23 protein-coding genes and 1 pseudogene are annotated in these 21,230 nt (G+C 58.9%); 10 read left to right on the forward strand and 14 right to left on the reverse strand.

Translation table 11 applies throughout. From position 1 onward, the window contains the following. Window positions 1-78: 78 nt before the first annotated feature. Complete coding sequence (locus tag KHQ28_RS23500) at window positions 79-630, reverse strand: adenylate kinase (protein ID WP_004180132.1); 552 nt, start codon at window positions 628-630, stop codon at window positions 79-81. Between the two features lie 273 nt (window positions 631-903). Here KHQ28_RS23500 and KHQ28_RS23505 point away from each other — a divergent pair, with 273 nt between their 5' ends. Both KHQ28_RS23505 and ansP read left to right on the forward strand, forming a co-directional pair. Further along, window positions 904-1,791, forward strand: coding sequence for a LysR family transcriptional regulator (locus KHQ28_RS23505; protein WP_002906776.1), 888 nt, complete (start codon window positions 904-906; stop codon window positions 1,789-1,791). A gap of 189 nt (window positions 1,792-1,980) precedes the next feature. Further along, window positions 1,981-3,435: an L-asparagine permease gene (gene ansP / locus KHQ28_RS23510; protein WP_002906778.1), complete on the forward strand. Its 1,455-nt coding sequence runs from the start codon at window positions 1,981-1,983 to the stop codon at window positions 3,433-3,435. Between the two features lie 50 nt (window positions 3,436-3,485). On the opposite strand, the gene KHQ28_RS23515 is transcribed toward ansP, so the two are convergent. Then, complete coding sequence (locus tag KHQ28_RS23515; RefSeq protein ID WP_002906779.1) at window positions 3,486-3,707, reverse strand: YgdI/YgdR family lipoprotein; 222 nt, start codon at window positions 3,705-3,707, stop codon at window positions 3,486-3,488. 168 nt (window positions 3,708-3,875) lie between these two features. After that, window positions 3,876-4,937, reverse strand: a complete 1,062-nt coding sequence (locus KHQ28_RS23520; protein ID WP_002906780.1) for a YncE family protein — start codon at window positions 4,935-4,937, stop codon at window positions 3,876-3,878. Between the two features lie 258 nt (window positions 4,938-5,195). Between KHQ28_RS23520 and pqqU the strand changes: the two are divergent. Beyond that, window positions 5,196-7,263 (forward strand): annotated as a pseudogene (pqqU, locus tag KHQ28_RS23525) (TonB-dependent receptor PqqU). Between the two features lie 197 nt (window positions 7,264-7,460). Beyond that, window positions 7,461-9,167 (forward strand): amidohydrolase, encoded by a 1,707-nt coding sequence (locus tag KHQ28_RS23530; protein WP_038431514.1) that lies wholly within the window; start codon window positions 7,461-7,463, stop codon window positions 9,165-9,167. A gap of 97 nt (window positions 9,168-9,264) precedes the next feature. Here the strand turns inward: KHQ28_RS23530 and KHQ28_RS23535 are convergent, their stop codons facing one another. After that, window positions 9,265-9,564 carry a DUF406 domain-containing protein gene (locus KHQ28_RS23535; RefSeq protein WP_023283786.1) on the reverse strand — a complete coding sequence of 100 codons (300 nt, stop codon included), beginning with the start codon at window positions 9,562-9,564 and terminating at the stop codon, window positions 9,265-9,267. 89 nt (window positions 9,565-9,653) lie between these two features. Continuing rightward, the gene (locus tag KHQ28_RS23540; protein WP_004220071.1) at window positions 9,654-9,884 is read right to left on the reverse strand and encodes a hypothetical protein; all 231 of its coding nucleotides are present in this window, start codon (window positions 9,882-9,884) and stop codon (window positions 9,654-9,656) included. On the opposite strand from KHQ28_RS23540, the gene rihA reads away from it, so the two are divergent. Beyond that, window positions 9,846-10,781, forward strand: coding sequence for a pyrimidine-specific ribonucleoside hydrolase RihA (gene rihA / locus KHQ28_RS23545; RefSeq protein ID WP_049184139.1), 936 nt, complete (start codon window positions 9,846-9,848; stop codon window positions 10,779-10,781). The two genes, KHQ28_RS23540 and rihA, sit on opposite strands and share 39 nt — an antisense overlap. Window positions 10,782-10,843: 62 nt before the next feature. Here rihA and KHQ28_RS23550 read toward each other — a convergent pair whose 3' ends face one another. Continuing rightward, window positions 10,844-11,881, reverse strand: a complete 1,038-nt coding sequence (locus tag KHQ28_RS23550; RefSeq protein WP_002906792.1) for an NADP-dependent oxidoreductase — start codon at window positions 11,879-11,881, stop codon at window positions 10,844-10,846. A 74-nt stretch (window positions 11,882-11,955) separates the two neighbouring features. Continuing rightward, window positions 11,956-12,537, reverse strand: a complete 582-nt coding sequence (locus KHQ28_RS23555) for an XRE family transcriptional regulator (protein ID WP_002906794.1) — start codon at window positions 12,535-12,537, stop codon at window positions 11,956-11,958. Window positions 12,538-12,699: 162 nt separating this feature from the next. Here KHQ28_RS23555 and KHQ28_RS23560 point away from each other — a divergent pair, with 162 nt between their 5' ends. Next, window positions 12,700-13,218, forward strand: coding sequence for a GNAT family N-acetyltransferase (locus KHQ28_RS23560; RefSeq protein ID WP_002906796.1), 519 nt, complete (start codon window positions 12,700-12,702; stop codon window positions 13,216-13,218). Then, the gene (locus KHQ28_RS23565; RefSeq protein ID WP_004180135.1) at window positions 13,215-13,664 is read left to right on the forward strand and encodes a DMT family transporter; all 450 of its coding nucleotides are present in this window, start codon (window positions 13,215-13,217) and stop codon (window positions 13,662-13,664) included. The genes KHQ28_RS23560 and KHQ28_RS23565 overlap by 4 nt, the downstream gene beginning before the upstream one ends. 8 nt (window positions 13,665-13,672) lie before the next feature. Here KHQ28_RS23565 and KHQ28_RS23570 read toward each other — a convergent pair whose 3' ends face one another. Then, window positions 13,673-13,906, reverse strand: a complete 234-nt coding sequence (locus tag KHQ28_RS23570; protein WP_004180136.1) for a YdcY family protein — start codon at window positions 13,904-13,906, stop codon at window positions 13,673-13,675. 16 nt (window positions 13,907-13,922) lie between these two features. Next, window positions 13,923-15,521: an ABC transporter substrate-binding protein gene (locus tag KHQ28_RS23575; protein WP_002906804.1), complete on the reverse strand. Its 1,599-nt coding sequence runs from the start codon at window positions 15,519-15,521 to the stop codon at window positions 13,923-13,925. Between the two features lie 269 nt (window positions 15,522-15,790). Here KHQ28_RS23575 and KHQ28_RS23580 point away from each other — a divergent pair, with 269 nt between their 5' ends. Continuing rightward, window positions 15,791-17,224 (forward strand): aldehyde dehydrogenase, encoded by a 1,434-nt coding sequence (locus KHQ28_RS23580; protein WP_055314428.1) that lies wholly within the window; start codon window positions 15,791-15,793, stop codon window positions 17,222-17,224. A 13-nt stretch (window positions 17,225-17,237) separates the two neighbouring features. On the opposite strand, the gene KHQ28_RS23585 is transcribed toward KHQ28_RS23580, so the two are convergent. After that, window positions 17,238-17,987 (reverse strand): alpha/beta fold hydrolase, encoded by a 750-nt coding sequence (locus tag KHQ28_RS23585; RefSeq protein WP_020324765.1) that lies wholly within the window; start codon window positions 17,985-17,987, stop codon window positions 17,238-17,240. Window positions 17,988-18,075: 88 nt separating this feature from the next. Then, entirely contained in the window at window positions 18,076-18,249 is a 174-nt protein-coding gene (locus KHQ28_RS23590) for a GhoT/OrtT family toxin (protein ID WP_002906888.1), read from the reverse strand. Between the two features lie 195 nt (window positions 18,250-18,444). Here KHQ28_RS23590 and yncL point away from each other — a divergent pair, with 195 nt between their 5' ends. Next, on the forward strand, window positions 18,445-18,537 hold the full coding sequence (gene yncL / locus KHQ28_RS23595; protein WP_064762154.1) for a stress response membrane protein YncL: 93 nt from the start codon (window positions 18,445-18,447) through the stop codon (window positions 18,535-18,537). A 51-nt stretch (window positions 18,538-18,588) separates the two neighbouring features. Here yncL and KHQ28_RS23600 read toward each other — a convergent pair whose 3' ends face one another. Beyond that, window positions 18,589-18,840, reverse strand: a complete 252-nt coding sequence (locus tag KHQ28_RS23600; RefSeq protein WP_002906893.1) for a hypothetical protein — start codon at window positions 18,838-18,840, stop codon at window positions 18,589-18,591. Between the two features lie 137 nt (window positions 18,841-18,977). After that, window positions 18,978-19,175: a hypothetical protein gene (locus tag KHQ28_RS23605; RefSeq protein ID WP_004189776.1), complete on the reverse strand. Its 198-nt coding sequence runs from the start codon at window positions 19,173-19,175 to the stop codon at window positions 18,978-18,980. Between the two features lie 148 nt (window positions 19,176-19,323). On the opposite strand from KHQ28_RS23605, the gene KHQ28_RS23610 reads away from it, so the two are divergent. Then, window positions 19,324-19,446, forward strand: coding sequence for a small membrane protein (locus tag KHQ28_RS23610; protein ID WP_040249033.1), 123 nt, complete (start codon window positions 19,324-19,326; stop codon window positions 19,444-19,446). Window positions 19,447-19,786: 340 nt separating this feature from the next. Here the strand turns inward: KHQ28_RS23610 and patD are convergent, their stop codons facing one another. Then, entirely contained in the window at window positions 19,787-21,214 is a 1,428-nt protein-coding gene (gene patD, locus KHQ28_RS23615) for an aminobutyraldehyde dehydrogenase (RefSeq protein WP_004175939.1), read from the reverse strand. Window positions 21,215-21,230: the final 16 nt, after the last annotated feature.

The following is a 21,230-nucleotide window of genomic DNA, read 5'->3' on the forward strand; positions in this document are numbered from 1 at the left end:
ATGAAAGTACGTGCCTGCATTATTAAAATCTCTGCTAACTATTGAGAAACAATTAATTCACATGTGTACTGCTGAAAATTAGATATGCCCGGCTGAACGCTGCGCTTCCAGCTCGCGGAGCAGCGCCTCGGCCTGCCGCGGATTGCGCACCCGGACGAAGCGAATATGACGATATTGCGGATCCTGCATATCGGCCAGATAGCGTCGGCGATGCTGCCGCCAGGTTTTCAGCGTCCAGAGGATGATGGATTCCCGGCTGCAGAACGAACGGCGAAAACTCTCGCAGTTGCCCGTGCCCGGCCACAGCTCCTGATGTCGCCACGCCCGGCTCGCCGCCCGCCATACCGCCTGGCGCAGCGTGCGCCAGAAACCATAATCTACCCAGATCACCAAATCCACCGCACGCCATTTAACGCTGCGGCTGCGATTGTAATTGCCATCCAGCACCCAGCCCGGCGTGGCCGTCGCGGCGGCAATGGCGGCGAAAAATGCCTCATCCGGCGCGCCCTGCCAGTTCGGCCGCCAGTACAGGCGATCGAGCTCGATCCAGGGTAATTCCAGCCGGTGCGCCAGGCGCCGGGCCAAAGTGGATTTGCCTGAGCCGCTGGTGCCGACCACGTTGATATTCATCTCTGTTTCTCCCCGGTTACCAGACTCTGCCTGGCGATACTCTTGAATCATCTTTCGGGCTGCCGTCCCCCCGGTCATGCCGCGCCAGCGAATGTCGGTTCACCTGGCGCTGGCGTTTTTTGGGCCTATTACAATACCTGCCCTGCATAGAGGAATAAATCATCCGCCATAACCATTCTGCTCCACTGCGTCCGGCCATCAGGCTGGCACAATCCTCAGGCCGGGCATACACTCTGCGTACCTGTGAGCAGTATTCATCAATCCGGAAAGATTATGCTAAAAGAGAACGTAAACGATCTGCTCTCCTTTATGGTGGTGGCGCGTGAACGCAGCTTTACCCGCGCGGCGGCCCAGCTTGGCGTGTCGCAGTCGGCGCTCAGCCATGCCATGCGCCATCTCGAAACGCGGCTCGATGTCCGGCTGTTAACCCGCACCACCCGCAGCGTGGTGCCGACCGAAGCGGGCGAGCGACTGATTCAGCGCCTCGGTCCGCATCTGGAAGAGATCGAGCAGGCCCTGGCTGCATTGCGCGACACCCGAGAACGCCCGGCGGGCAACCTGCGCATTACCGCCGGGGAGCATGCCGCCAGCGCGGTACTCTGGCCGGCGCTAAAGCCATTTATGCTGCAATATCCTGATATTAACATCGAAATCACTGTTGATAATGGGCTTACGGATATCGTGGGTGACCGCTTCGACGCCGGGGTGCGTCTCGGCGAACAGGTGGCAAAAGACATGATTGCCGTGCGCATCGCCCCGGATATGCGGATGGCGGTGGTGGGTTCGCCGGCCTATCTGCAGCGGGCCGGTACGCCGCAAACGCCCTGGGATCTTGCCCAACATCGCTGCATCAATCTGCGCCTGCCGACACGAGGGGGACTTTACGCCTGGGAATTTGCCCGCGATGGCCGGGAGATTCAGGTGCGGGTGGAGGGACAGCTGATCCTCAACAGCCTGCCGCAGCGCATCGACGCGGCGGAGGCGGGCCTCGGGCTGGCCTACGTTCCGGATGACTGCGTGGCGGAGGCCTTAGCCAGCGGCCGGCTGGTGCGGGTGCTGGCGGAGTGGACCCCCGCCTTCCCCGGCTACCATCTCTATTACCCCAGCCGGCGCCAGCATACCAGCGCTTTCACGCTGTTACTGGAAACTCTGCGACGCTGATCTCATTGATAAATCTGTCAAATGCTCTCGGTAAATGTTTTAGGTGCGTAACTATTAGGTTACGTGTAGGATTCAGCGCCATGTCTGAGCTTATCTCCTACGTCAGAATGATGAGAAAGCCAGCATAATGTGCCAGCCGTCCTCCATTCCGGCTGCAAACATGGGCATTGACAGGAAACTGATACATCAATGAATACGAAACACGAAAATGCAGCGGAGCATCATGCTGCAAAACGCCACTGGCTCAACTCACATGAAGCGGGTTATCACAAAGCGATGGGCAACCGTCAGGTACAGATGATCGCCATCGGCGGCGCTATCGGTACCGGTTTGTTCCTCGGCGCCGGGGCACGTTTACAAATGGCAGGGCCAGCGCTCGCCCTGGTCTATCTGGTCTGCGGCATCTTCTCCTTCTTTATTCTTCGCGCCCTCGGCGAACTGGTCCTCCACCGCCCCTCGAGCGGCAGCTTCGTCTCTTATGCCAGGGAGTTCCTCGGTGAAAAAGCCGCTTACGTGGCCGGCTGGATGTACTTCGTTAACTGGGCGATGACCGGGATTGTCGATATCACCGCCGTGGCGCTGTATATGCACTACTGGGGCGCGTTTGGCGATGTGCCGCAGTGGGTCTTCGCCCTCGGCGCGCTGGCTATCGTCGGCACCATGAATATGATCGGCGTGAAGTGGTTCGCCGAAATGGAGTTCTGGTTCGCGCTGGTTAAGGTGCTGGCGATCGTCGCCTTTCTCGTGGTCGGCACCATTTTCCTCGGCTCCGGTAAGCCGCTGGACGGCAATGCCACCGGCTTCCATCTGATCACCGATAACGGCGGCTTCTTCCCGCACGGCCTCCTGCCGGCGCTGGTGCTGGTGCAGGGGGTGGTCTTCGCCTTCGCCTCCATCGAGCTGGTGGGGACCGCGGCCGGAGAGTGTAAGGATCCGGAGACAATGGTGCCGAAGGCCATCAACAGCGTGATCTGGCGTATCGGTCTGTTCTATGTCGGTTCGGTGGTGTTGCTGGTGCTGCTTCTGCCGTGGAACGCCTACCAGGCCGGACAGAGCCCGTTCGTTACCTTCTTCTCAAAGCTGGGCGTGCCATATATCGGCAGCGTGATGAACATCGTGGTGTTAACCGCGGCCCTTTCCAGCCTTAACTCGGGTCTCTACAGTACCGGGCGTATTCTGCGCTCGATGTCGATGGGAGGCTCCGCGCCGAAGTTTATGTCGAAGATGAGCCGTCACCACGTCCCTTACGCCGGGATCCTGGCGACGCTGGGGGTATATGTAGTCGGGGTTTTCCTCAACTATCTGGTGCCATCTCAGGTATTTGAGATCGTACTCAACGTCGCCTCGCTGGGGATCATTGCCTCCTGGGGCTTTATCGTGGTGTGTCAGATGCGTCTGCGCAAAGCGATCAAGGAAGGGAAAGCGGCAAAGGTCAGCTTCAGAATGCCGGGGGCGCCGTTCACCTCCTGGCTGACGCTGCTGTTCCTGTTCAGCGTGCTGGTGCTGATGGCCTTCGATTATCCGAACGGTACCTACACCATAGGATCAATTCCGCTGCTGGCGGTATTGCTGGTGGCTGGCTGGTTTGGTGTGCGTAAACGCGTGCATGAGATTCACAGCACGGCGCCGACGCTGAGGAAGTAACTGGCAGGACTCCCGGTTTGTCCATCGCGGGCAAACCGGGAGGTCAGAACTTAATTATCTTCAACCAGCTGCGACACATCGCTGCTGTTAATTTCCCGCTTATTACCTGACTCATCGATATAGCTGGTCATCCCCGTTTCTTTATCCAGCTGCGGCTTGCCGTGGGTAACGATAGTTTGACCGCTCTTCGTGGTCATAACGTAGTTTGACGAACAACCTGCCAGCAGCGCCAGCATCGCGCCGGCGCAAATCACCATGAATGGCTTTTTCATTTTATCTCCACTGATTACCACTGCCCGCACGTGGCGGAAAAGGGTTAAGTGTATAACCATCTGGTTTGTCAGGCCAATAGGCGTTTGTAACAGAGGGTGAGTCGCCGGGCCTGGCCCGGCGACATGCGGAGCGCGACCACCGTTTTCCGGTTTCGTCGCGCTGAGGTCTTAGAGGGCGATGCGGATCACATCGTCCGGCGCGGTGGCTTCTTTCTCACGGCTGGAAGCCTGTTTCACGCTAACGTACAGCGTTTTGCCGTCCTCGGAGAGCGCCAGGCTGTTGGGGTGAGTCGGCGTTTTAAAGGTCTTCACTACCTTGTAGCTCTTGCCGTCGATAACGCTGACTTCCCCGGCCTTACGATGCGTCACATAGGCTTCGTTGCGCGCCGGGTTAAACAGCACCGCCAGCGACTCCGGCGCGGCGATTTTCTCCAGCACCTTGCCGTCGCGGGTATCGACCACCAGCACTTCCGGCTGCTTGCTGTCGGTAATAAAGGCACGATGGCCGGCGGTATCGAGACTCAGGTTAAGATAGAAATGCGCTTTGCCGTCATCCTGCAATTTTTTTCGCGACGCAATCGTGTTGCTCTCGCTGTCGATGGTCAGCAGTTCGCCATCGGCGTTGGTGGTATACAGACGCTTAGCCTGCGGATCGATCGCCAGACCCGTCGCCATTGCCCCGGTGCCGGTAATGGTCGTTTTCAGCTTCAGGGTCGCGCCATCTACCACCCAAATTACGCTCTCTTTGCCCAGACCGGTAATGTAGACCGTGTTGGTCTGCTCATTGACCGCCAGCTCGCGCGGCTGCAGCGGACGCACGGTTTCGCTGCGCTGACGCTCGTCCAGCACCAGGCGCCCCTTCACGGCGCCGGTTTTGGCGTCAATAGCGGTGACAGTGCTGTCGACGGTATTGCCAAACCACAGCGTGCCGGTGGCATGGTTGATAGTGGCGCCGAACGGCTTCAGATCGTTGTGAATAATCTGCGTCACGTCGAGGGTTGTGGGGTCAAGACGGTAAACCACCCCGCCTTTGTCCAGCGAACGACTCTGTGATGTGGCGACCCACAGCGCATTCTCCTGCTGGCTGTAGGCCATTTCGTAGGCCCCTTTTCCGACGGCCTTGCGCAGCATCTCTTCCGCGGCGTGGGCGCTAAAGCTGCCTGCCAGCAGCAGAGAAGTGACGAGCAGTGAATGGCGCAGACGCGGCGCGGCAAAATGACGTAATGACATGACGACTCCCTTTGATAAACCAGTATGTGCTGACCCGACATCGCTTCCGGCGGTAAAGTCCTGGCTTTACCCTTGTTTTTGAATGCGAATAGTAATCATTATTTATATCAAAGTGGAGCGTTAATTGTTGTTGTGCGGTAAATTCATGCCTGGCGAGCACTATCCGTTAACCAGCAGCAGTTAATAATTTTCAAATATTTTACAAACGAGGTAACATATATACATATGTTCCATTTGGTTCGTCTTTGAGTATTATCGATGAAAATCCTGTCCGTGCGTCACGTCGCCCTCCCGGCCCTGCTCTTGCCGCTCATTGCCGCAGCCCAGGCCGCTGATGAACAAACCATGGTGGTGACCGCCGCGCCAACCACGGTTTCTGAACTGGATACCCCCGCCGCCGTCAGCGTGGTGAATGGGGATGAGATGCGCCAGGCCGCGCCGCGCGTCAATCTCTCTGAATCGCTGGGCGCCGTGCCGGGCCTGCAGGTGCAGAACCGGCAAAACTATGCCCAGGATCTGCAGCTGTCGATTCGCGGCTTTGGCTCGCGCTCAACCTATGGCGTGCGCGGACTACGCATCTATGTGGATGGCATTCCGGCCACCATGCCCGACGGCCAGGGGCAGACCTCAAATATTGATATCGGCAGCGTTGACACCATTGAGGTGCTGCGCGGCCNNCAACGTCACCAGCCAGACCGGCACCCAGCCGCCCACCGTGGAAGCCAGCAGCTACTATGGCAGCTTCGGCACCTGGCACTACGGGATGAAAGCCACTGGCGCCGTTGGCGACGGCAGCCACGCAGGCGATGTGGATTACACGGTCTCAACCAATCGCTTCACCACCCATGGCTATCGCGATCACAGCGGCGCGCGCAAAAATCTGGCGAACGCCCGGCTGGGGGTGCGCATCAACGACGTCAGTAAGCTGACTCTGCTGTTGAATAGCGTGGATATCAAAGCCAATGACGCCGGTGGCCTGACTGCCGATGAATGGCGCGATAACCCGCGCCAGTCGCCGCGCGGCGACCAGTATAATACCCGCAAGAATACCCGACAGACCCAGGCCGGCCTGCGCTATGAGCGCCAGCTCAGTGCCCAGGACGATCTCAGCGTTATGATGTACGCTGGAGAACGTGAAACCACGCAGTTCCAGTCAATCCCGCGCGCGCCGCAGCTGAAGCCGAGCCATGCCGGCGGGGTGATCGACCTTACCCGTCACTACCAGGGGATTGATACCCGGCTGACCCATCGCGGAGAGCTGCTGGTGCCCGTCACGCTCACCGCCGGTCTCGACTACGAGAACATGAGCGAGCGGCGCAAAGGGTATGAAAACTTTGTGATGGTCAACGGCGCGCCGCAGTATGGCGAACAGGGCGCGCTGCGCCGTAACGAACGCAACCTGATGTGGAACGTCGACCCCTACCTGCAGACCCAGTGGCAGCTCACTGACAAACTCTCGCTCGATGCCGGGGTTCGCTACAGCTCGGTATGGTTCGACTCGAACGACTACTACATCACCCCAGGCAATGGCGATGACAGCGGTGATGCCAGCTATCACAAATGGCTGCCCGCGGGCTCGCTGAAATATGCCCTGACCGACGCGTGGAACGTCTATCTTTCCGCCGGCCGCGGCTTCGAGACGCCAACCATTAACGAACTCTCCTACCGCTCCGATAACCAGAGCGGCCTCAACTTCGGCCTGAAACCCTCCACCAACGACACGGTGGAGATCGGCAGCAAGACGCGGATCGGCAACGGGCTGTTCACCGCCGCCCTGTTCCAGACCAATACCGATAATGAGATTGTGGTCGACAGCAGCAGCGGCGGGCGCACCAGTTATAAAAACGCCGGCAAGACCCGCCGTCAGGGGATGGAGCTGGGGCTGGATCAGCAGTTTGGCGAGAGCTGGCGTCTGAAGGCGGCCTGGACCTGGCTGGACGCGACCTATCGCACTAACGTCTGCGACGACGCCAGCTGCAATGGCAATCGCATTCCGGGGATCGCGCGCAATATGGGCTACGCCTCCTTTGGCTATCAGCCGGAGCAAGGTTGGTACGCCGGGAGCGATATTCGCTATATGAGCGATATCATGGCCAATGACGAAAACACCGCCAAAGCGCCCTCCTGGACGGTGGTTGGCCTGACGACTGGCTATAAATGGAGCTACGGCAGGATGGATATGGATCTGTTCGGTCGCATCGACAACCTGTTCGACCGGGAGTACGTCGGGTCTGTCATCGTTAACGAGTCTAACGGACGTTACTACGAGCCTGCCCCGGGACGTAACTACGGCATCGGCCTGAACCTCGCCTGGCGCTTCGAATAACACGCCCCTTCCCCGCCGATGCCTCTCGCGATCGGCGGGCGAAGCGCTTTTCCTTACCGTCTATTCCACCGCCAGGCGGACACCCGCCAACCACCCGCGCTTGACACTCCACCCCCTTCGTAGTCATATAGTCACCACATAGTCACCATGGTTACTATTTATATTGATCGGCACTTTTATCAGCCAGGGAGGGATAAATGGATAATGTCGTTTATGCGGACTGCGTATTGATTAACGGCAAGGTCGCCACGGTGGACGCACATTTTAGTTTTAAGCGCGCCATCGCCGTGAAGCAGGGATGGATTATTAACGTTGGTGAAGACCAGGAGATTCAGCAGCATATTGGTCCCCAGACGCAGGTCATTGACCTTGGCGGCAAACTCATTTTACCCGCCGCGCATGACTCACACATCCATATCGGCTGGCTCGCTGACAGCTGGCATTGCCTGAACTGCCAGGACGTGCGTTTCCTGGCAGTACTGCGGGAAAGACTGCGCGACCAGGCAGCCCGCACTCCCGCCGGGGCATGGATCCGCGTCTGCGGTCTGGATCCAAACGCAATCAAGGAGTGCGCGGCCGAGCAGCGCTCTCTGACGCGCTGGGATATTGACGACGTCACGGCCGATCATCCCACCCTGCTCGCCCTGTGGGACGGTCACTCCTGCATCGTCAACAGCCGGGCGCTGGCCCTCTCCGGTCTTGACGCCAGCACCCCTGATCCCCTCGGCGGACATCTGGGGCGAACGGCCAGTGGCGAACTGGACGGCAATTTCATCGACCTGCCCGCCCTGCATCTCGCATCCGGCACGATGCCGCGTCTGACCGTAGCGGCCCTCAAAGAGAACCTTCTGGCAGCCCAGCGCCTGATGAACAGCGAAGGGTATGCCAGCTACACGGAAGGCGCCATGGGTCCGGGGGAAAATACGCGCGAGGTAGGCGCCGCGGGGGATCGCGCCATCGCCGCCTACCGTGAATTGCAGGATGAAGGAAAACTCACCGCCCGGGTATCCATCGCCTTTTACTCTGCCGAGCGGGGGGTTCAATCCTGCGCCACCCTGAAGCGCGATCTGGATAGCTTTGATTTCTCCCAGTTCACCGACCGGGACTGGCTGGACTGTCGGACCATAAAACTGTTCTGCGATGGCGTTCCCACATCGCACACAGCGTGGATGAATCAGGATTACGCCGACCGGCCGGGATATCGCGGACGCTCGGTGTTTGGTGGCCCCGAGGCGACCGAGGAAGCACAAGTTGAGGCGCTACAGCAGATGATTCTGCTGGCTCACCAGCGCGGTTTTCAGGTGGCAGTCCATGCGGTCGGCGATAAGGCGGTAAAAGTCACGATTAACAGCTTCGTGCAGGCGATTCAGCGCTATCCGGGGGAGAGCCGACGGCATTATGTGCTGCACGGCTCAATGGGCGATCGGCAAGATTTCGTGACGGCGGCAAAATACGGCATTCTGCTTTCCGAACAACCCTCACCCGGCGGCCCGGCATATGACTATGAACAGCGCGCCCGCTACTGTGGCATCAAGGGGGAAATCTGCAAAGGGCTACGGGATATCATCGACCTTGGGGTCATCATCGCCGGCGGGTCAGATGGCATTATGGCGCTGGTGAACTGGCGCAAAATGGTTCAGGCAGCGGTCACCCGCAAATCATCTTCCAGCGGCAACGTTATTCGCCCGGAACTGGCAATTAGCGTGGCGGACGGCGTGCGGATGTACACCATCAATGCGGCCTATCAGGAAGGGAAAGAAGCGGTACGCGGATCGATAGAGGTCGGCAAAGTCGCTGATTTTCAGGTGCTGGACCGCGATATCTTCGCCGTAGCCCATGAGGAGATTGGCGCCAGCCGCGTGGTGATGACCATGGTTGGCGGAAACGTCGTCTTTCAAGACTAACCGCGCTCACCCGGCTCAGGTCGCCGGGCGGGCAGCGTGCTGCATCAGCGGAAGGCGCCTGCCCGCCAGAGCATCGCGCTTCCGCTACGGGCGCGAATTAAAGCAGATTTCGCAAGGATAACTCGAAAATGATCTTTTCCGCCTGGCAGGAGAAGGCGATGGAGAGGTCGAGTTTCACCGCGTCGCCAGCGGCGGCGATGGTGTAATCGACCTGCGGCGGTTCACTGGCCGGCGCTGCGGCGGCAGCACGTTCGCGCACGGCGGCTACGGTGGATTCCGCTTCTTCGCGGCTTGGGAACACCTTCTCGGCCCGGTAGACGCAGTCCTCGTTATCAATGATCGTCCCGACATCAATGGCGCAGCCTTTGGTGCTGCATTTATCTACTACATCTTTCATCGTAATAACCTCTTGAGTTTTCTTAAGGATAAGAACCCGCCCGCCGAAAAGCAAACCATTAATATCCGTAAGGATTAGCAATTTTTCTATTATATCGCGCCGCGCCGGGCGCCATCTTGCGCCACCGCAAAACGAGGCATCATGTTTACGGACGGTCGCGTAACGATACGCGTTGCCCTCGCAGCAATCGTGGTCTCCATCACACTATTCTGCACACCATCTCGTCTGCCCCGACTCGCAGCGTTAGTCTGGTCACAGAACATCGCCAACAAGGAGCTGCTATGGCACTGCCGATTATGATTGATTGCGATCCGGGACATGATGACGCGATCGCCCTGGTCCTCGCCCTCGCCTCGCCGGAGCTGGAGGTGAAAGCCGTCACCGCTTCCGCGGGCAACCAGACCCCGGAGAAGACCCTGCGCAACGTGCTGCGTATGTTGACGCTGCTGAACCGGCCGGACATTCCGGTTGCCGGCGGCGCGTGGAAGCCGTTGATGCGCGATCTGATCATCGCCGATAACGTGCACGGCGAGAGCGGACTGGATGGCCCGAGCCTGCCTGAGCCGGCCTTTGCGCCGCAGAACTGCACCGCCGTCGAACTGATGGCCAGCGTGCTGCGGGAAAGCCAGGAGCCGGTGACTCTGGTGGCCACCGGGCCGCAGACTAACGTGGCGTTGCTGCTAGCCAGCCATCCGGAGCTGCACGCGAAGATCGCCCGCATCGTGATCATGGGGGGCGCCATGGGGCTGGGCAACTGGCAGCCGGCGGCGGAGTTTAATATCTACGTTGATCCGCAGGCCGCGGAAATGGTCTTTCAGTCGGGGATCCCGGTGGTGATGGCGGGCCTTGACGTCACCCATAAGGCGCAAATCCTTCCCGCCGATATCGAGCGATTCCGCCAGATTGGCAACCCGGTGTCGACCATCGTCGCCGAGCTGCTCGACTTCTTTATGGCCTACCACAAAGATGAAAAGTGGGGCTTCGACGGCGCGCCGCTGCACGATCCCTGCACCATCGCCTGGCTCCTCAAGCCGGTGATCTTTACCACGATCGAACGCTGGGTTGGCGTAGAAACGGAAGGCAAATATACCCAGGGGATGACGGTGGTCGATTACTACCATCTGACCGGCAATCGGCCCAATACCACCCTGATGCTGGATGTGGACCGCGAAGCCTTTGTCGATCTGCTCGCCCAGCGGTTAGCCTTCTACGCCTGACCTCTATGCCAGGCCCCTTTCCCCTGGCGGGAAAGGGGCCTGTTAAGTCGAAGCCCGCCAGGCTAGTCGTCCGCCGCGACGCGGATCACCACCTTACCGAAGTTCTCACCTTTTAACAGGCCGATCAGCGCCTGCGGCGCCTGGTCCAGACCGTCGATAAGCTGTTCGCGATATTTAATTTTCCCCTCCTGCACCCAGCGCCCCATCTGCTGCTGGAATTCGGCGATCCGATGCCCGTAATCCTGGCCAATAATAAAGCCCTGCATCCGGATGCGCTTTTTGAGGATGGTCGCCATCAGCAGCGGCAGACGATCTGGCCCGTCCGGCAGCCCGGTGGCGTTATAGCCGCTCACCAGCCCGCAGACGGGTACCCGCGCTGCGGTATTCAACAGCGGCAGCACCGCGTCAAAAACCTTGCCGCCGACGTTTTCATAATAAACGTCAATACCCTGCGGGCAGGCCTGGGCCAGCTGTTCGGCAAAATCATCCGCACGATGGTCAAGGCAGAGATCAAAGCCTAACGTCTCAACCGCGTAGCGGCATTTTTCCGCGCCGCCAGCGATGCCGACGGTGCGGCAGCCCTTAATTTTGCCGATCTGTCCAACCGTGGCGCCAACCGGCCCGGTCGCCGCGGCGACCACCAGCGTTTCGCCCGCCTTTGGCTGGCCGATGTCCAGCAAACCCATGTAGGCGGTGAAGCCGGGCATCCCCAGAACTCCCAGCGACCAGGACGGGTGTTGCGGATTGTCACCCAGCTTCACCAGTCCGCTGCCGTCGGAGAGTTCATAATCCTGCCAGCCGCTGTAGCCCAGCACCCAGTCGCCGGGTTGATAATCGGCATGATTTGAGCTGACCACGCGACTCACGGTCCCTCCCACCATCACCGCGCCAATGGCCACCGGCGGCGAATAGGACGGCGCGTCGCTCATGCGCCCGCGCATATACGGGTCGAGCGATAAATAAACGGTACGCAGCAGCACTTGACCCGGGCCTGGCGTCGGCACTTCGCTCTCTTCCAGGCGGAAATTCTCTGCCGTCGGTTCACCATGGGGGCGGGAAGCCAGTACCCAGCGGCGATGGCGTTGCGGTTGATCTGTCATAGCAAACATAGCAAACTCCTCTTGTTAGCAGACTGTACTGAGGCTAGCTGCTTTATGCGCAACGTGCTTTACCATTAAGAGCCGGATGGCGATTGATTAAGGCGAACCACCAGATAGACGCAGGTCTCTGCGGATTCATTAATAAAGCGACAATCGTTGGGCGGGCCAAGCTCCAGACAATCCCCCGCCTGCATCTCATGGCGGGTATTGCCTTCGACAAACACCAGCTCTCCCTGTTGCAGCCAGATTAACTGGCGGGCAAGCGCATAGGACGCGGCGGGCATCGGCACATCGCTACCGGGCGGCAGCTCAATCTGCACCAGATCGATCGGCAAATCGCTGCGCGGCGAAACGTGGCGGCGGAGATAGTGGCTTTGCGGGTCGCGCCATACCGGCTGGCTGGCAAAGCGCAGCAGCTTGCCCTCCTGCATTTCCGCGCGGGCGATCAGGGTCGACATACTGATGCCGAAGGCGCCGGAAAGACGGCCCAGCATCGAGGCGGTCGGGCTGCTTTCGCCGCGCTCGATTTTATGGATCATCGCCCGCGAGGCGCCGGCCCGTTCGGCAAGGTCGTTCAGCGACCAGCCGCGGGACTCGCGCTCGATGCGGATGCGCGCGCTGATGCGCTGATTGAGGTTGTCTTCTATAGTATTCATAACGTAACACTATAGTGTGCGCCCCCCTATTACACAACCATCCACCGAGACGCGTTATTCCCGGGTTAGCCGTTAAAATTATGCTGAAAACGGATGACAGCGTGGCGTTCATTATTGTAATAATATTGTACTACTATAGTGTACGAAAAATTGAGGTTTGCTATGTCCATTCGCCCTGCCATTAAAGACGACTGCGCGGCGATCGCCGAGATCTATAACCATGCCGTCGTCCATACCGCCGCCATCTGGAATGATAAAACTGTGGATACCGACAACCGCATCGCCTGGTTTGAAGCCCGCCAGCTGGCTGGATTTCCGGTACTGGTGAGCGAGGAAGACGGCGTCATTACCGGTTATTCCTCGTTTGGCGACTGGCGGGCGTTTGACGGCTTTCGCCATACCGTGGAGCATTCGGTGTACGTTCATCCCGAACATCAGGGGAAAGGGCTGGGCCGCAAGCTGCTGGTCGCCTTGATCGCCGAAGCGCGACGGCTGAATAAACATGTGATGGTCGCCGGCATCGAGTCGCAGAATCACGCTTCGCTGCATCTGCATGAAACGCTGGGCTTTATCACCACCGGGCAGATGCCGCAGGTGGGCACCAAATTTGGCCGCTGGCTGGATCTGACCTTTATGCAGCTGCAGCTGGATGCGCGTCAGGACCCGGACGGCAAAGCATGAACGCGTCGCTCACTCTCGCCTGCCTGATCGCCGCCGGCGTTGGCCTGGTAGTGCAGAACACTCTGATGGTGCGCATCACCCAGTCGGCGTCGACGATCCTTATCGCTATGCTGCTCAATTCGCTGGTCGGGATCGTTATCTTCGTGACGATGTTACTGCTGCGCCAGGGCGTCGCCGGCTTTCAGGAGCTGGCCCTGAGCGTGAAGTGGTGGACGCTGATCCCCGGCCTGCTGGGGTCCTTTTTCGTCTTCGCCAGCATCAGCGGTTATCAAAACGTTGGCGCGGCGACGACCATTGCGGTACTGGTGGCCAGCCAGCTGGTGGGCGGGTTGATCATGGATTTAGTTCGCGCCCACGGCGTGCCGGTGCGGGCGCTGATCGGACCGTTATGCGGGGCGGTGATGCTGGTGGTGGGCGCCTGGCTGGTGGCCAGACGCCAGTTCTGAGCGCATCTTCAGAGGATCGCGCCGCCTTTGGTCAACTGCTCGCGGCGCGCGTCCTGCTCTTCCTGATGCTGTCGCCCATGATGGGCGATGGCGGTGCGCAGACGCTGCTGTTGGATATAGCGTTCCTCACGACTGAGTTGCGCATCATCACTCAGGGCGATTAGCAGCTCATTCATATGCGCGATAACGCCCTCGGCCAGGGCGTCATCGACTTTGACGATAACCTCATCCAGATGTGCCATCCTGTTCTCCTTTCGCTTAATTCAGCTTCGCTTTGGAAAAATCGCTCCCCATCATGCTGACGGTGTAGCCGCTGACGTTGCTGCGCGTCGCATAGAAGGTTTTCCCGGTCGCCAGGGTGATCCATGGCGCCTGCTGATAAAAAATCTCCTGCGCCTGTTCGTAGAGTTTGGCCCGCGCCTGCGGATCGCTCACCAACAGCGCTTTCTTTACCAGCGCGTCATAGGATTTGTCACACCAGCGGGCGGCGTTGGAGCCGGTCTGGATATTATCACAGCTGAGCAATGTGCCAGCAAAGTTGTCCGGATCGCCGTTGTCCGACATCCAGCCATACAGGGCGCTGTCGTGCTCCCCTTTACGCATACCGGCAAGGTATTCGCCCCATTCATAGCTGACAATTTTGGCTTTCACCCCCACTTTCGCCCAGTCGTTTTGGATCATTTCGGCAATGCGTTTTGAGTTTGGGTTGTAGGGGCGCTGGACCGGCATTGACCACAGGGTCACTTCCGCGCCTTGCTCCAGACCCGCCTGCTTGAGCAGCGCTTTGGCTTTCTGCGGATCGTAGTCATAGTCCGGGAGATCTTTCTTATACCCGAGCATCGTCGACGGGATCGGTGATTTCGCCACGCTGCCGGAATCGAGGAATACCGCCTTGACGATCGCCTGCTTGTCGGTAGCATAGTTTAACGCCTGGCGCACCAGCACATTATCAAACGGTTTTTTCTCGGTGTTAAACGCCAGATAGCCGACGTTCAGCGCCTCAACCGCATGCAGCGCCAGATCTTTATTGCCCTTAATCACCGGGAACTGTACCGGCGACGGCGCGGGAATAATCTGGCACTCGTTGGTCTGCAGTTTCGCCAGACGAGTCTCGACGTTCGGCGTAATGGAGAAGATCAGGTGCTTGGTCGGTACCTCGCCTTCCCAGTAGTGGGGATTGGCGATATAGCGGATTTGCGAATCCACTTTATACTGCTGCAGCGCATACGGTCCGGTACCGACAGGCCAGTTATCAACGTTTTCCGGCGTTCCTTTCTTCAGCATCGCCTCACCATACTCTGCCGACAGAATAGAGGCGAAGTCCATGCCCCAGTCGGCAAGAAACGCCGCGTTCGGCTCGTTGAGCTCGAACTGGACATGGTAATCATCCACCTTTTTCACCGATTTAATCAGCTTATCGAGGCCCACGTCGTGGAAGTATTCATAGTTCCCCTGCGACACCTTGTGATAAGGATGCTGAGGATCCATCTGGCGCAGCACGGAGAACAGGACGTCGTCGGCGTTAAAATCGCGGGTCGGTTTGAAGAATTTGTTGCTGTTGAACTTCACCCCCTGACGCAGAGTAAAGGTCCAGGTTTTGCCATCCTCAGAGACGTGCCACTCGGTGGCCAGCGACGGGATCGGCGTATTTTTCACCGGGTCAAAGCTCACCAGACGGTTATACAGTACCTGCGAGCTGGCGACGAACGACGGACCGGAGCTGGCGATCTGCGGATTGAAGGACTCCGGAGAGGCTTCTGAGCAGTAGACCAGAGTGTCATTGCCTGCGGCCCAGGCGGCGCCGGCCGGCAGCAGTGCGCTCAGCAGCAGCGCCAGCGTGGTTTTCCCTGTAGACATGGTTATAAGTCCTGATTATTGATTATAAGAACAGTAATAACAGCACAGCCGCCTGACGGCGGCAAATAATCAATGGCTATCACCTTATGCAAAACGCGTGGAATTTGCTGGTTTAATCGACGTTGCGCTGCTTTTTACGCCAGAGGGCTTCGGGATGATGTGAGCCACACAAAATTCCTGCAAAAAAATGTGCGATAACCGCCCGGCTCACGCTTCCCGTCAGTGCCGCCCGGTACACTGGGGGAACCGCAGAACAAGAGGTTTCCACCATGACAATCACCTGCAATCTGTACATTGACGGCCAGTGGCACGATGCCGAAGGCCGCCGCACCTTTACCCGACGCCACCCGGCCCACGATGAGGCAGCCTCGGTGGCCGCTGCCGCCAGCCTCGCCGACGGCAAACGCTGCGTCGAAGCCGCGGCCTGCGCCTTTCCGCTGTGGCGCGATACTGCGCCGGCGGAACGACGTCGCTTACTGCTCGAGGCGGCGGAACAGATGCTGTTGCGGGAGGCGAAATTTATCGCCGCCATGACGGCGGAGACCGGCGCGACCGCGCACTGGGCCGGATTTAATGTTCATCTGGCGGCAGATATTCTGCGTGAAGCGGCGGCGCTGACCACCCAGATTGAAGGGCAAATAATTCCGTCCAACGTGCCGGGTAACCTGGCGATGGGCGTCCGCCAGGGGGCGGGAGTGGTGCTGGGCATGGCGCCGTGGAACGCGCCGCTGATTCTGGCCACCCGGGCCCTGGCGACGCCGCTGGCCTGTGGCAACACGGTGATCCTTAAGGGCGCCGAACTTTCCCCCGCCACTCAGGGACTGATTATCGACGCCCTTGACGCGGCGGGCTTCCCGCCGGGCGTGGTGAACTATCTTACCTGTGCGCCTGAAGATGCGCCGGCGCTGGTGGAATCGCTGATCGCCCACCCGGCGGTGCGGCGCGTTAACTTTACCGGTTCCACACCGGTGGGGCGCATTATCGCCCGCACCTGCGGACAGTATCTGAAACCAGCGGTGCTCGAGCTCGGTGGAAAAGCGCCCCTGCTGGTGCTGGACGATGCTGATATTGAGCAAGCGGCGGCGGGCGCTGTTTTTGGCGCCTTCGCCAACGCCGGGCAGATCTGCATGTCCACCGAGCGCATTATTGTCGACAATGCCGTAGCGGAGGCGTTTATCCCGCTGCTGGCCAGGCGCGCCGCCGCCCTGCCTGCCGCCCTCACGGGCCCGGTTGTCGATATGAACACCATCGCCCGCTGCAACGCGCTCATTGACGATGCGTTAGCGAAAGGCGCTCGCCTGCTGACCGGTGGTAGAGCCAACGATACCCATATGAGCCCGACCCTGCTGGACGGCGTGACCCGCGAGATGCGCCTGTGGCGTGAAGAGTCCTTCGGTCCGGTGAAAGCGATTATTCGCGTTCATAGCGAAGAGGAGGCGCTGGCGGTGGCCAACGACAGCGAGTACGGTCTTTCCGCTGCGGTCTACAGCCGCGACAGCGCCAGAGCGTGGAACGTAGCGCAACGTCTGCAAACCGGGATTTGCCATATCAATGGCCCAACGGTGCATGATGAGGCGCAAATGCCGTTTGGCGGCTGCAAAGCCTCCGGCTATGGCCGCTTTGGCGGCCGGGCCGGGATCGCGGAATTCACCGAGCTGCGCTGGATAACGATCCAGACCCAGCCCCGCGAGCTTCCCTTCTGAGGCCCAGCGCCTCTTAACTATGGCTGGCGATAAGCTGCGCCAGCCCCTGCGGATTTTCCCACGCCATCGAGTGTCCGGCATGGGGCACGATGCCGACCGGGATCCCTTGTGCCTGAACGAGGTCGCTATCCGCATAAGGGAGCGACCGCTCTCCGACGATCAGCATTTTCTGGCAGCGCAGCTGGCATAGCTGGGTAAACCAGGGCGTGTCGCTGCCGCGTATCAGGCTGCTGGCGGCCCGCCAGACGGCCCAGGGGGCGCTGTTTTGTAAACAACCCGCCCACGGCGAGCGCTCCTCCGCCAGCAGCCTGGCATAGCCGTCAGCGACAAAGGCTGTCTCTGACTGCGCCGCAATGCGCCTGCTGTACTCGCCGCCGCCGGCGAACAGGTTGGGTTCCGAGACCAACAGCGTGGTCACCCGCTCGCCCAGTAGCCCCGCCGCTTCGATGGCGATGCTCCCTCCCATGCTATGCCCGAACAGCGCGAAGCGCTGCAGGCGCAGGTGGCTGAGGAACTGCTCCAAAACTAAAGCCTGCTCATGTATGTTGTAACTAAACACGCGCGGTTTATCGCTATAGCCGAAGCCCGGCAGATCGATGAGTATTTTGCGCCGTTCGCGGAGCGCGGGATCGCTGGCAATGCGGGGATAATCGTAGGATGACGCGCAGCCAAGGCCGTGGATAAACACCACCGGAAGGCCATCTCCCGGGAAATCGTGCCAGCGCAGCGTGGCGCCAGCGACGGACGAATAAAAACCGTTCACCTGTATGCCTCCATGATAAGGTTACTGTTTTTTTATACAGTAACCTTATCCTTTGTGCTACCCCTTTCTGCCGTCTAGCGCCTGAGGGTTAAAACAGCGAGACGAGCAGCGCCATCGGGAAGCTGAACGGCCAGGTGGCGCCGATCAGCAGGGCCGCCAGCAGGCGGATCATCCGGCTCTCTTTGGTTAAAAACCAGCTAATCACGGCGCATATCACGCCCATAATGGCGTAAAACACCAACATTTTTTGATATAACGTCATTCTTACTTTTTCCTTCCCTGAGGGGCGTTCCATGGTGGGATGATTATCTGCCATGACGTCGTGATTCAGAGATACCTGTATAACAAAATCAGAAACGGGCTGAATATTCAGAATAAAGCCTGATTCGTCTTAATCTGATAGCGCAACCGCTGGCGCCGTACTATACCTTTAGGACTTACTCATTAGGGTGGCGCTATGGATGTCTCCAGTAAAACCGTCGTTATGATTAATGTCTGCGCCGCGTTCGCGCTTCTCAGCCTGCTGTCCGTAAGATTTGGCTGGTTTTAATCATTTAATTCAGCAACGAAACCTAAAAAAGCAGCCCCGAAGGCTGCTTTTTTACGCGCGAACAACAGAGTTGTTATCTTGCTGTCGGGCGGCGGGGGCTAACTGCGCGGCAGCTATTACCTTATTAAGACTGGGGTTATAGCGCGGCAGTACATTGACTTTTTCACTATCCCATTCGGCGGCGGCGCAGACGGCCTGCCCTACGCCCATCTTCTCACAGCTTTGGATTCGTTTCGCCGGGGCATTACCATAGCTCAGCGCCACAGCGCCGATAGCCAGCAGAATAAAAGCAAAAATTTTCACAGCGACATCAACGTCAAAACCTAATATGCCCTAAATGATCGCATGAGCGGCGGCGGAAAGTCAAACCCGGGGCGCGCTACCGGGCGGCATCCGGTATTTGCCTCTGCCTCAGGGCTATAAAATATTCAGAACAAATATCATGCGATAACCGTAAATATTAAAAGCTTATCTCTAGCCGTGAAATACTTTCTGTTCAGGGGAGTTAATTTCGCTAATAAGGAAAATATTTCGCCGTCGGCAAGGGGAAAAGGATCGCCGCCTTCGCCACAGGCGCAATATATCGCGCGGGCCGTCATCGTAAGAAGATAAATGGCGATGGCAAGCCGTTGTAACATAACCTCTTCATCTCCGTCATCACGGATAAGAGCCAGAAATAGCGCTAAATGACAACAAATATCATTTGCCTTCGCGTCAGATAATACTTACATTCATAACCATTGGTAATGCTTTAGCGCAGTTCGCGCTGTGAATTTCGAGGTGGATATGTCCGGAATCATCACGCTGGTCATCGCGCTAATCCTGCTGGTCGCGGCGGTGTATAATCTTATTTCCTACATTCGTGACCGGCGCAGCGCCAGCCTGCCCAGCAAAAAAACCAGGCGCTGAAAGTAATTAAAGCGGTATTCTCGTTACCCCGGCGCGACTGGCCGGCTCATCTCTTCGCTCTTCTGCGAGCACAAAAAAGCCCCTGCCGACAGACAGGGGCCGCAATTCGGTCGCGAACCGCGATGTTGCCGCCCCACCCGCCGGGCGCTGTGCGCCCAGGGTGACTGGCGGACCCCATCCGGCGCTTATCTCCGGCACTCATGATGGCTTAGCTCTTGAAGGGGCATCAGAATAATCTCATATCCCCTGGATTGAGTTTTGACAATTTTTGCCATTGTGACTATTAGCGGCCTAACACACCCATCGCGCAATAGTCGCCTGGCGCTAAATGATCAATCCTTTAGCTATGCTTAACCATCACATGGCGGACCACGGTATAATCCTCAAGGCCATACATCGACATGTCCTTGCCGTAGCCTGACAGCTTCTGGCCACCGTGCGGCATTTCGCTGACCAGCATAAAGTGGGTATTGACCCAGGTGCAGCCGTACTGCAGCCTGGCGCTAAGACGATGGGCGCGACCGACATCTTTCGTCCATACCGAGGAGGCCAGACCATACTGAGAGTCATTCGCCCAGCTCAGGGCCTGCGCTTCATCGCTGAAAGGCGTCACGCTGACTACCGGACCAAACACTTCGCGCTGGACAATAGCGTCTTCCTGCCGGGCGCCGGCGAGCAGCGTCGGCTGGAAGTAATAGCCCGCGCCGTCAGCCCGACTGCCGCCGGTGACCACCTTAATGTGCGGCAGCGCCCTTGCGGCTTCCACCGCCGCGCTAACGCGCTCAAGATGGGCCAGCGAGCTCAGCGGACCCAGTTCGGTGGCAGCGTCCTCCGGCGCCCCCATTTTCAGGCTGGCCACCGCCGCCCCGAGTTTCTCCACCAGCTGGTCATAGATACCCTGCTGGGCGTAGATCCGGCAGGCGGCCGTGCAGTCCTGGCCGGCGTTGTAAAAACCGAAGGTCCGCACCCCATCCACCACCGCATCGATGTCCGCATCGTCAAAAACGATCACTGGCGCCTTACCGCCCAGCTCCATGTGGGTGCGTTTAATCGACGAGGCGGTATGGCCGATGATATGGGCCCCGGTGGCAATCGATCCGGTCAGGGAGACCATTCGCACTTTAACGTGGGCGGTCAAGGGGTCGCCCACCGTTTTACCGCGGCCAAACAGCACGTTGATAACCCCCTCCGGGAAGATATCTTTTGCCAGCTCCGCCAGCTTCAGCGCCGTCAGCGGGGTAATCTCCGAGGGTTTTATCACTACGCAGTTGCCCGCCGCCAGCGCCGGGGCCAGCTTCCAGGCCGCCATCATCAGCGGATAGTTCCACGGCGCGATGGAGGCCACCACGCCCACCGGATCGCGGCGGATCATTGAGGTATGCCCTTCGAGATACTCTCCGGCCGCCATCCCCGGCAGGCAGCGAGCGGCGCCGGCGAAGAAGCGGAAGACGTCGGCGATGGCCGGCATTTCATCATTAATCACGCAGTGCAGCGGCTTGCCGCAGTTCAGCGACTCCAGCTGCGCCAGGGTTTCAGCCTGCGCCGAGATGGCGTCCGCCAGCTTCAGGAGACATTCCGCACGCGTCTTCGGCGTCGTCTGACTCCAGGCATCGAATGCCCGGTCCGCCGCCTCAACGGCGGCATCGACCTGGGCCGCTGTCGCTTCGGCAATCTCCAGGATCACTTCGCCGGTTGCAGGGTTATATACCGGAACCTTCTCGCCTTCACCTGCCACTAACTTACCGTTTATCAATAGGTTGTGTTGCATAGCATTATCCTGTTTC

Source organism: Klebsiella sp. 28, assembly GCF_018223905.1.
GTDB classification, from domain to species: domain Bacteria; phylum Pseudomonadota; class Gammaproteobacteria; order Enterobacterales; family Enterobacteriaceae; genus Klebsiella; species Klebsiella pneumoniae.

Coding starts and splice junctions, on each gene's coding strand:
- KHQ28_RS23500 (WP_004180132.1), bottom strand. CDS start 630: ATGAATATCAACGTGGTCGGCACCAGCGGCTCAGGCAAATCCACTTTG.
- KHQ28_RS23505 (WP_002906776.1), top strand. CDS start 904: ATGCTAAAAGAGAACGTAAACGATCTGCTCTCCTTTATGGTGGTGGCG.
- ansP (WP_002906778.1), top strand. CDS start 1,981: ATGAATACGAAACACGAAAATGCAGCGGAGCATCATGCTGCAAAACGC.
- KHQ28_RS23515 (WP_002906779.1), bottom strand. CDS start 3,707: ATGAAAAAGCCATTCATGGTGATTTGCGCCGGCGCGATGCTGGCGCTG.
- KHQ28_RS23520 (WP_002906780.1), bottom strand. CDS start 4,937: ATGTCATTACGTCATTTTGCCGCGCCGCGTCTGCGCCATTCACTGCTC.
- KHQ28_RS23530 (WP_038431514.1), top strand. CDS start 7,461: ATGGATAATGTCGTTTATGCGGACTGCGTATTGATTAACGGCAAGGTC.
- KHQ28_RS23535 (WP_023283786.1), bottom strand. CDS start 9,564: ATGAAAGATGTAGTAGATAAATGCAGCACCAAAGGCTGCGCCATTGAT.
- rihA (WP_049184139.1), top strand. CDS start 9,846: ATGGCACTGCCGATTATGATTGATTGCGATCCGGGACATGATGACGCG.
- KHQ28_RS23540 (WP_004220071.1), bottom strand. CDS start 9,884: ATGTCCCGGATCGCAATCAATCATAATCGGCAGTGCCATAGCAGCTCC.
- KHQ28_RS23550 (WP_002906792.1), bottom strand. CDS start 11,881: ATGACAGATCAACCGCAACGCCATCGCCGCTGGGTACTGGCTTCCCGC.
- KHQ28_RS23555 (WP_002906794.1), bottom strand. CDS start 12,537: ATGAATACTATAGAAGACAACCTCAATCAGCGCATCAGCGCGCGCATC.
- KHQ28_RS23560 (WP_002906796.1), top strand. CDS start 12,700: ATGTCCATTCGCCCTGCCATTAAAGACGACTGCGCGGCGATCGCCGAG.
- KHQ28_RS23565 (WP_004180135.1), top strand. CDS start 13,215: ATGAACGCGTCGCTCACTCTCGCCTGCCTGATCGCCGCCGGCGTTGGC.
- KHQ28_RS23570 (WP_004180136.1), bottom strand. CDS start 13,906: ATGGCACATCTGGATGAGGTTATCGTCAAAGTCGATGACGCCCTGGCC.
- KHQ28_RS23575 (WP_002906804.1), bottom strand. CDS start 15,521: ATGTCTACAGGGAAAACCACGCTGGCGCTGCTGCTGAGCGCACTGCTG.
- KHQ28_RS23580 (WP_055314428.1), top strand. CDS start 15,791: ATGACAATCACCTGCAATCTGTACATTGACGGCCAGTGGCACGATGCC.
- KHQ28_RS23590 (WP_002906888.1), bottom strand. CDS start 18,249: ATGACGTTATATCAAAAAATGTTGGTGTTTTACGCCATTATGGGCGTG.
- yncL (WP_064762154.1), top strand. CDS start 18,445: ATGGATGTCTCCAGTAAAACCGTCGTTATGATTAATGTCTGCGCCGCG.
- KHQ28_RS23605 (WP_004189776.1), bottom strand. CDS start 19,175: ATGTTACAACGGCTTGCCATCGCCATTTATCTTCTTACGATGACGGCC.
- KHQ28_RS23610 (WP_040249033.1), top strand. CDS start 19,324: ATGTCCGGAATCATCACGCTGGTCATCGCGCTAATCCTGCTGGTCGCG.
- patD (WP_004175939.1), bottom strand. CDS start 21,214: ATGCAACACAACCTATTGATAAACGGTAAGTTAGTGGCAGGTGAAGGC.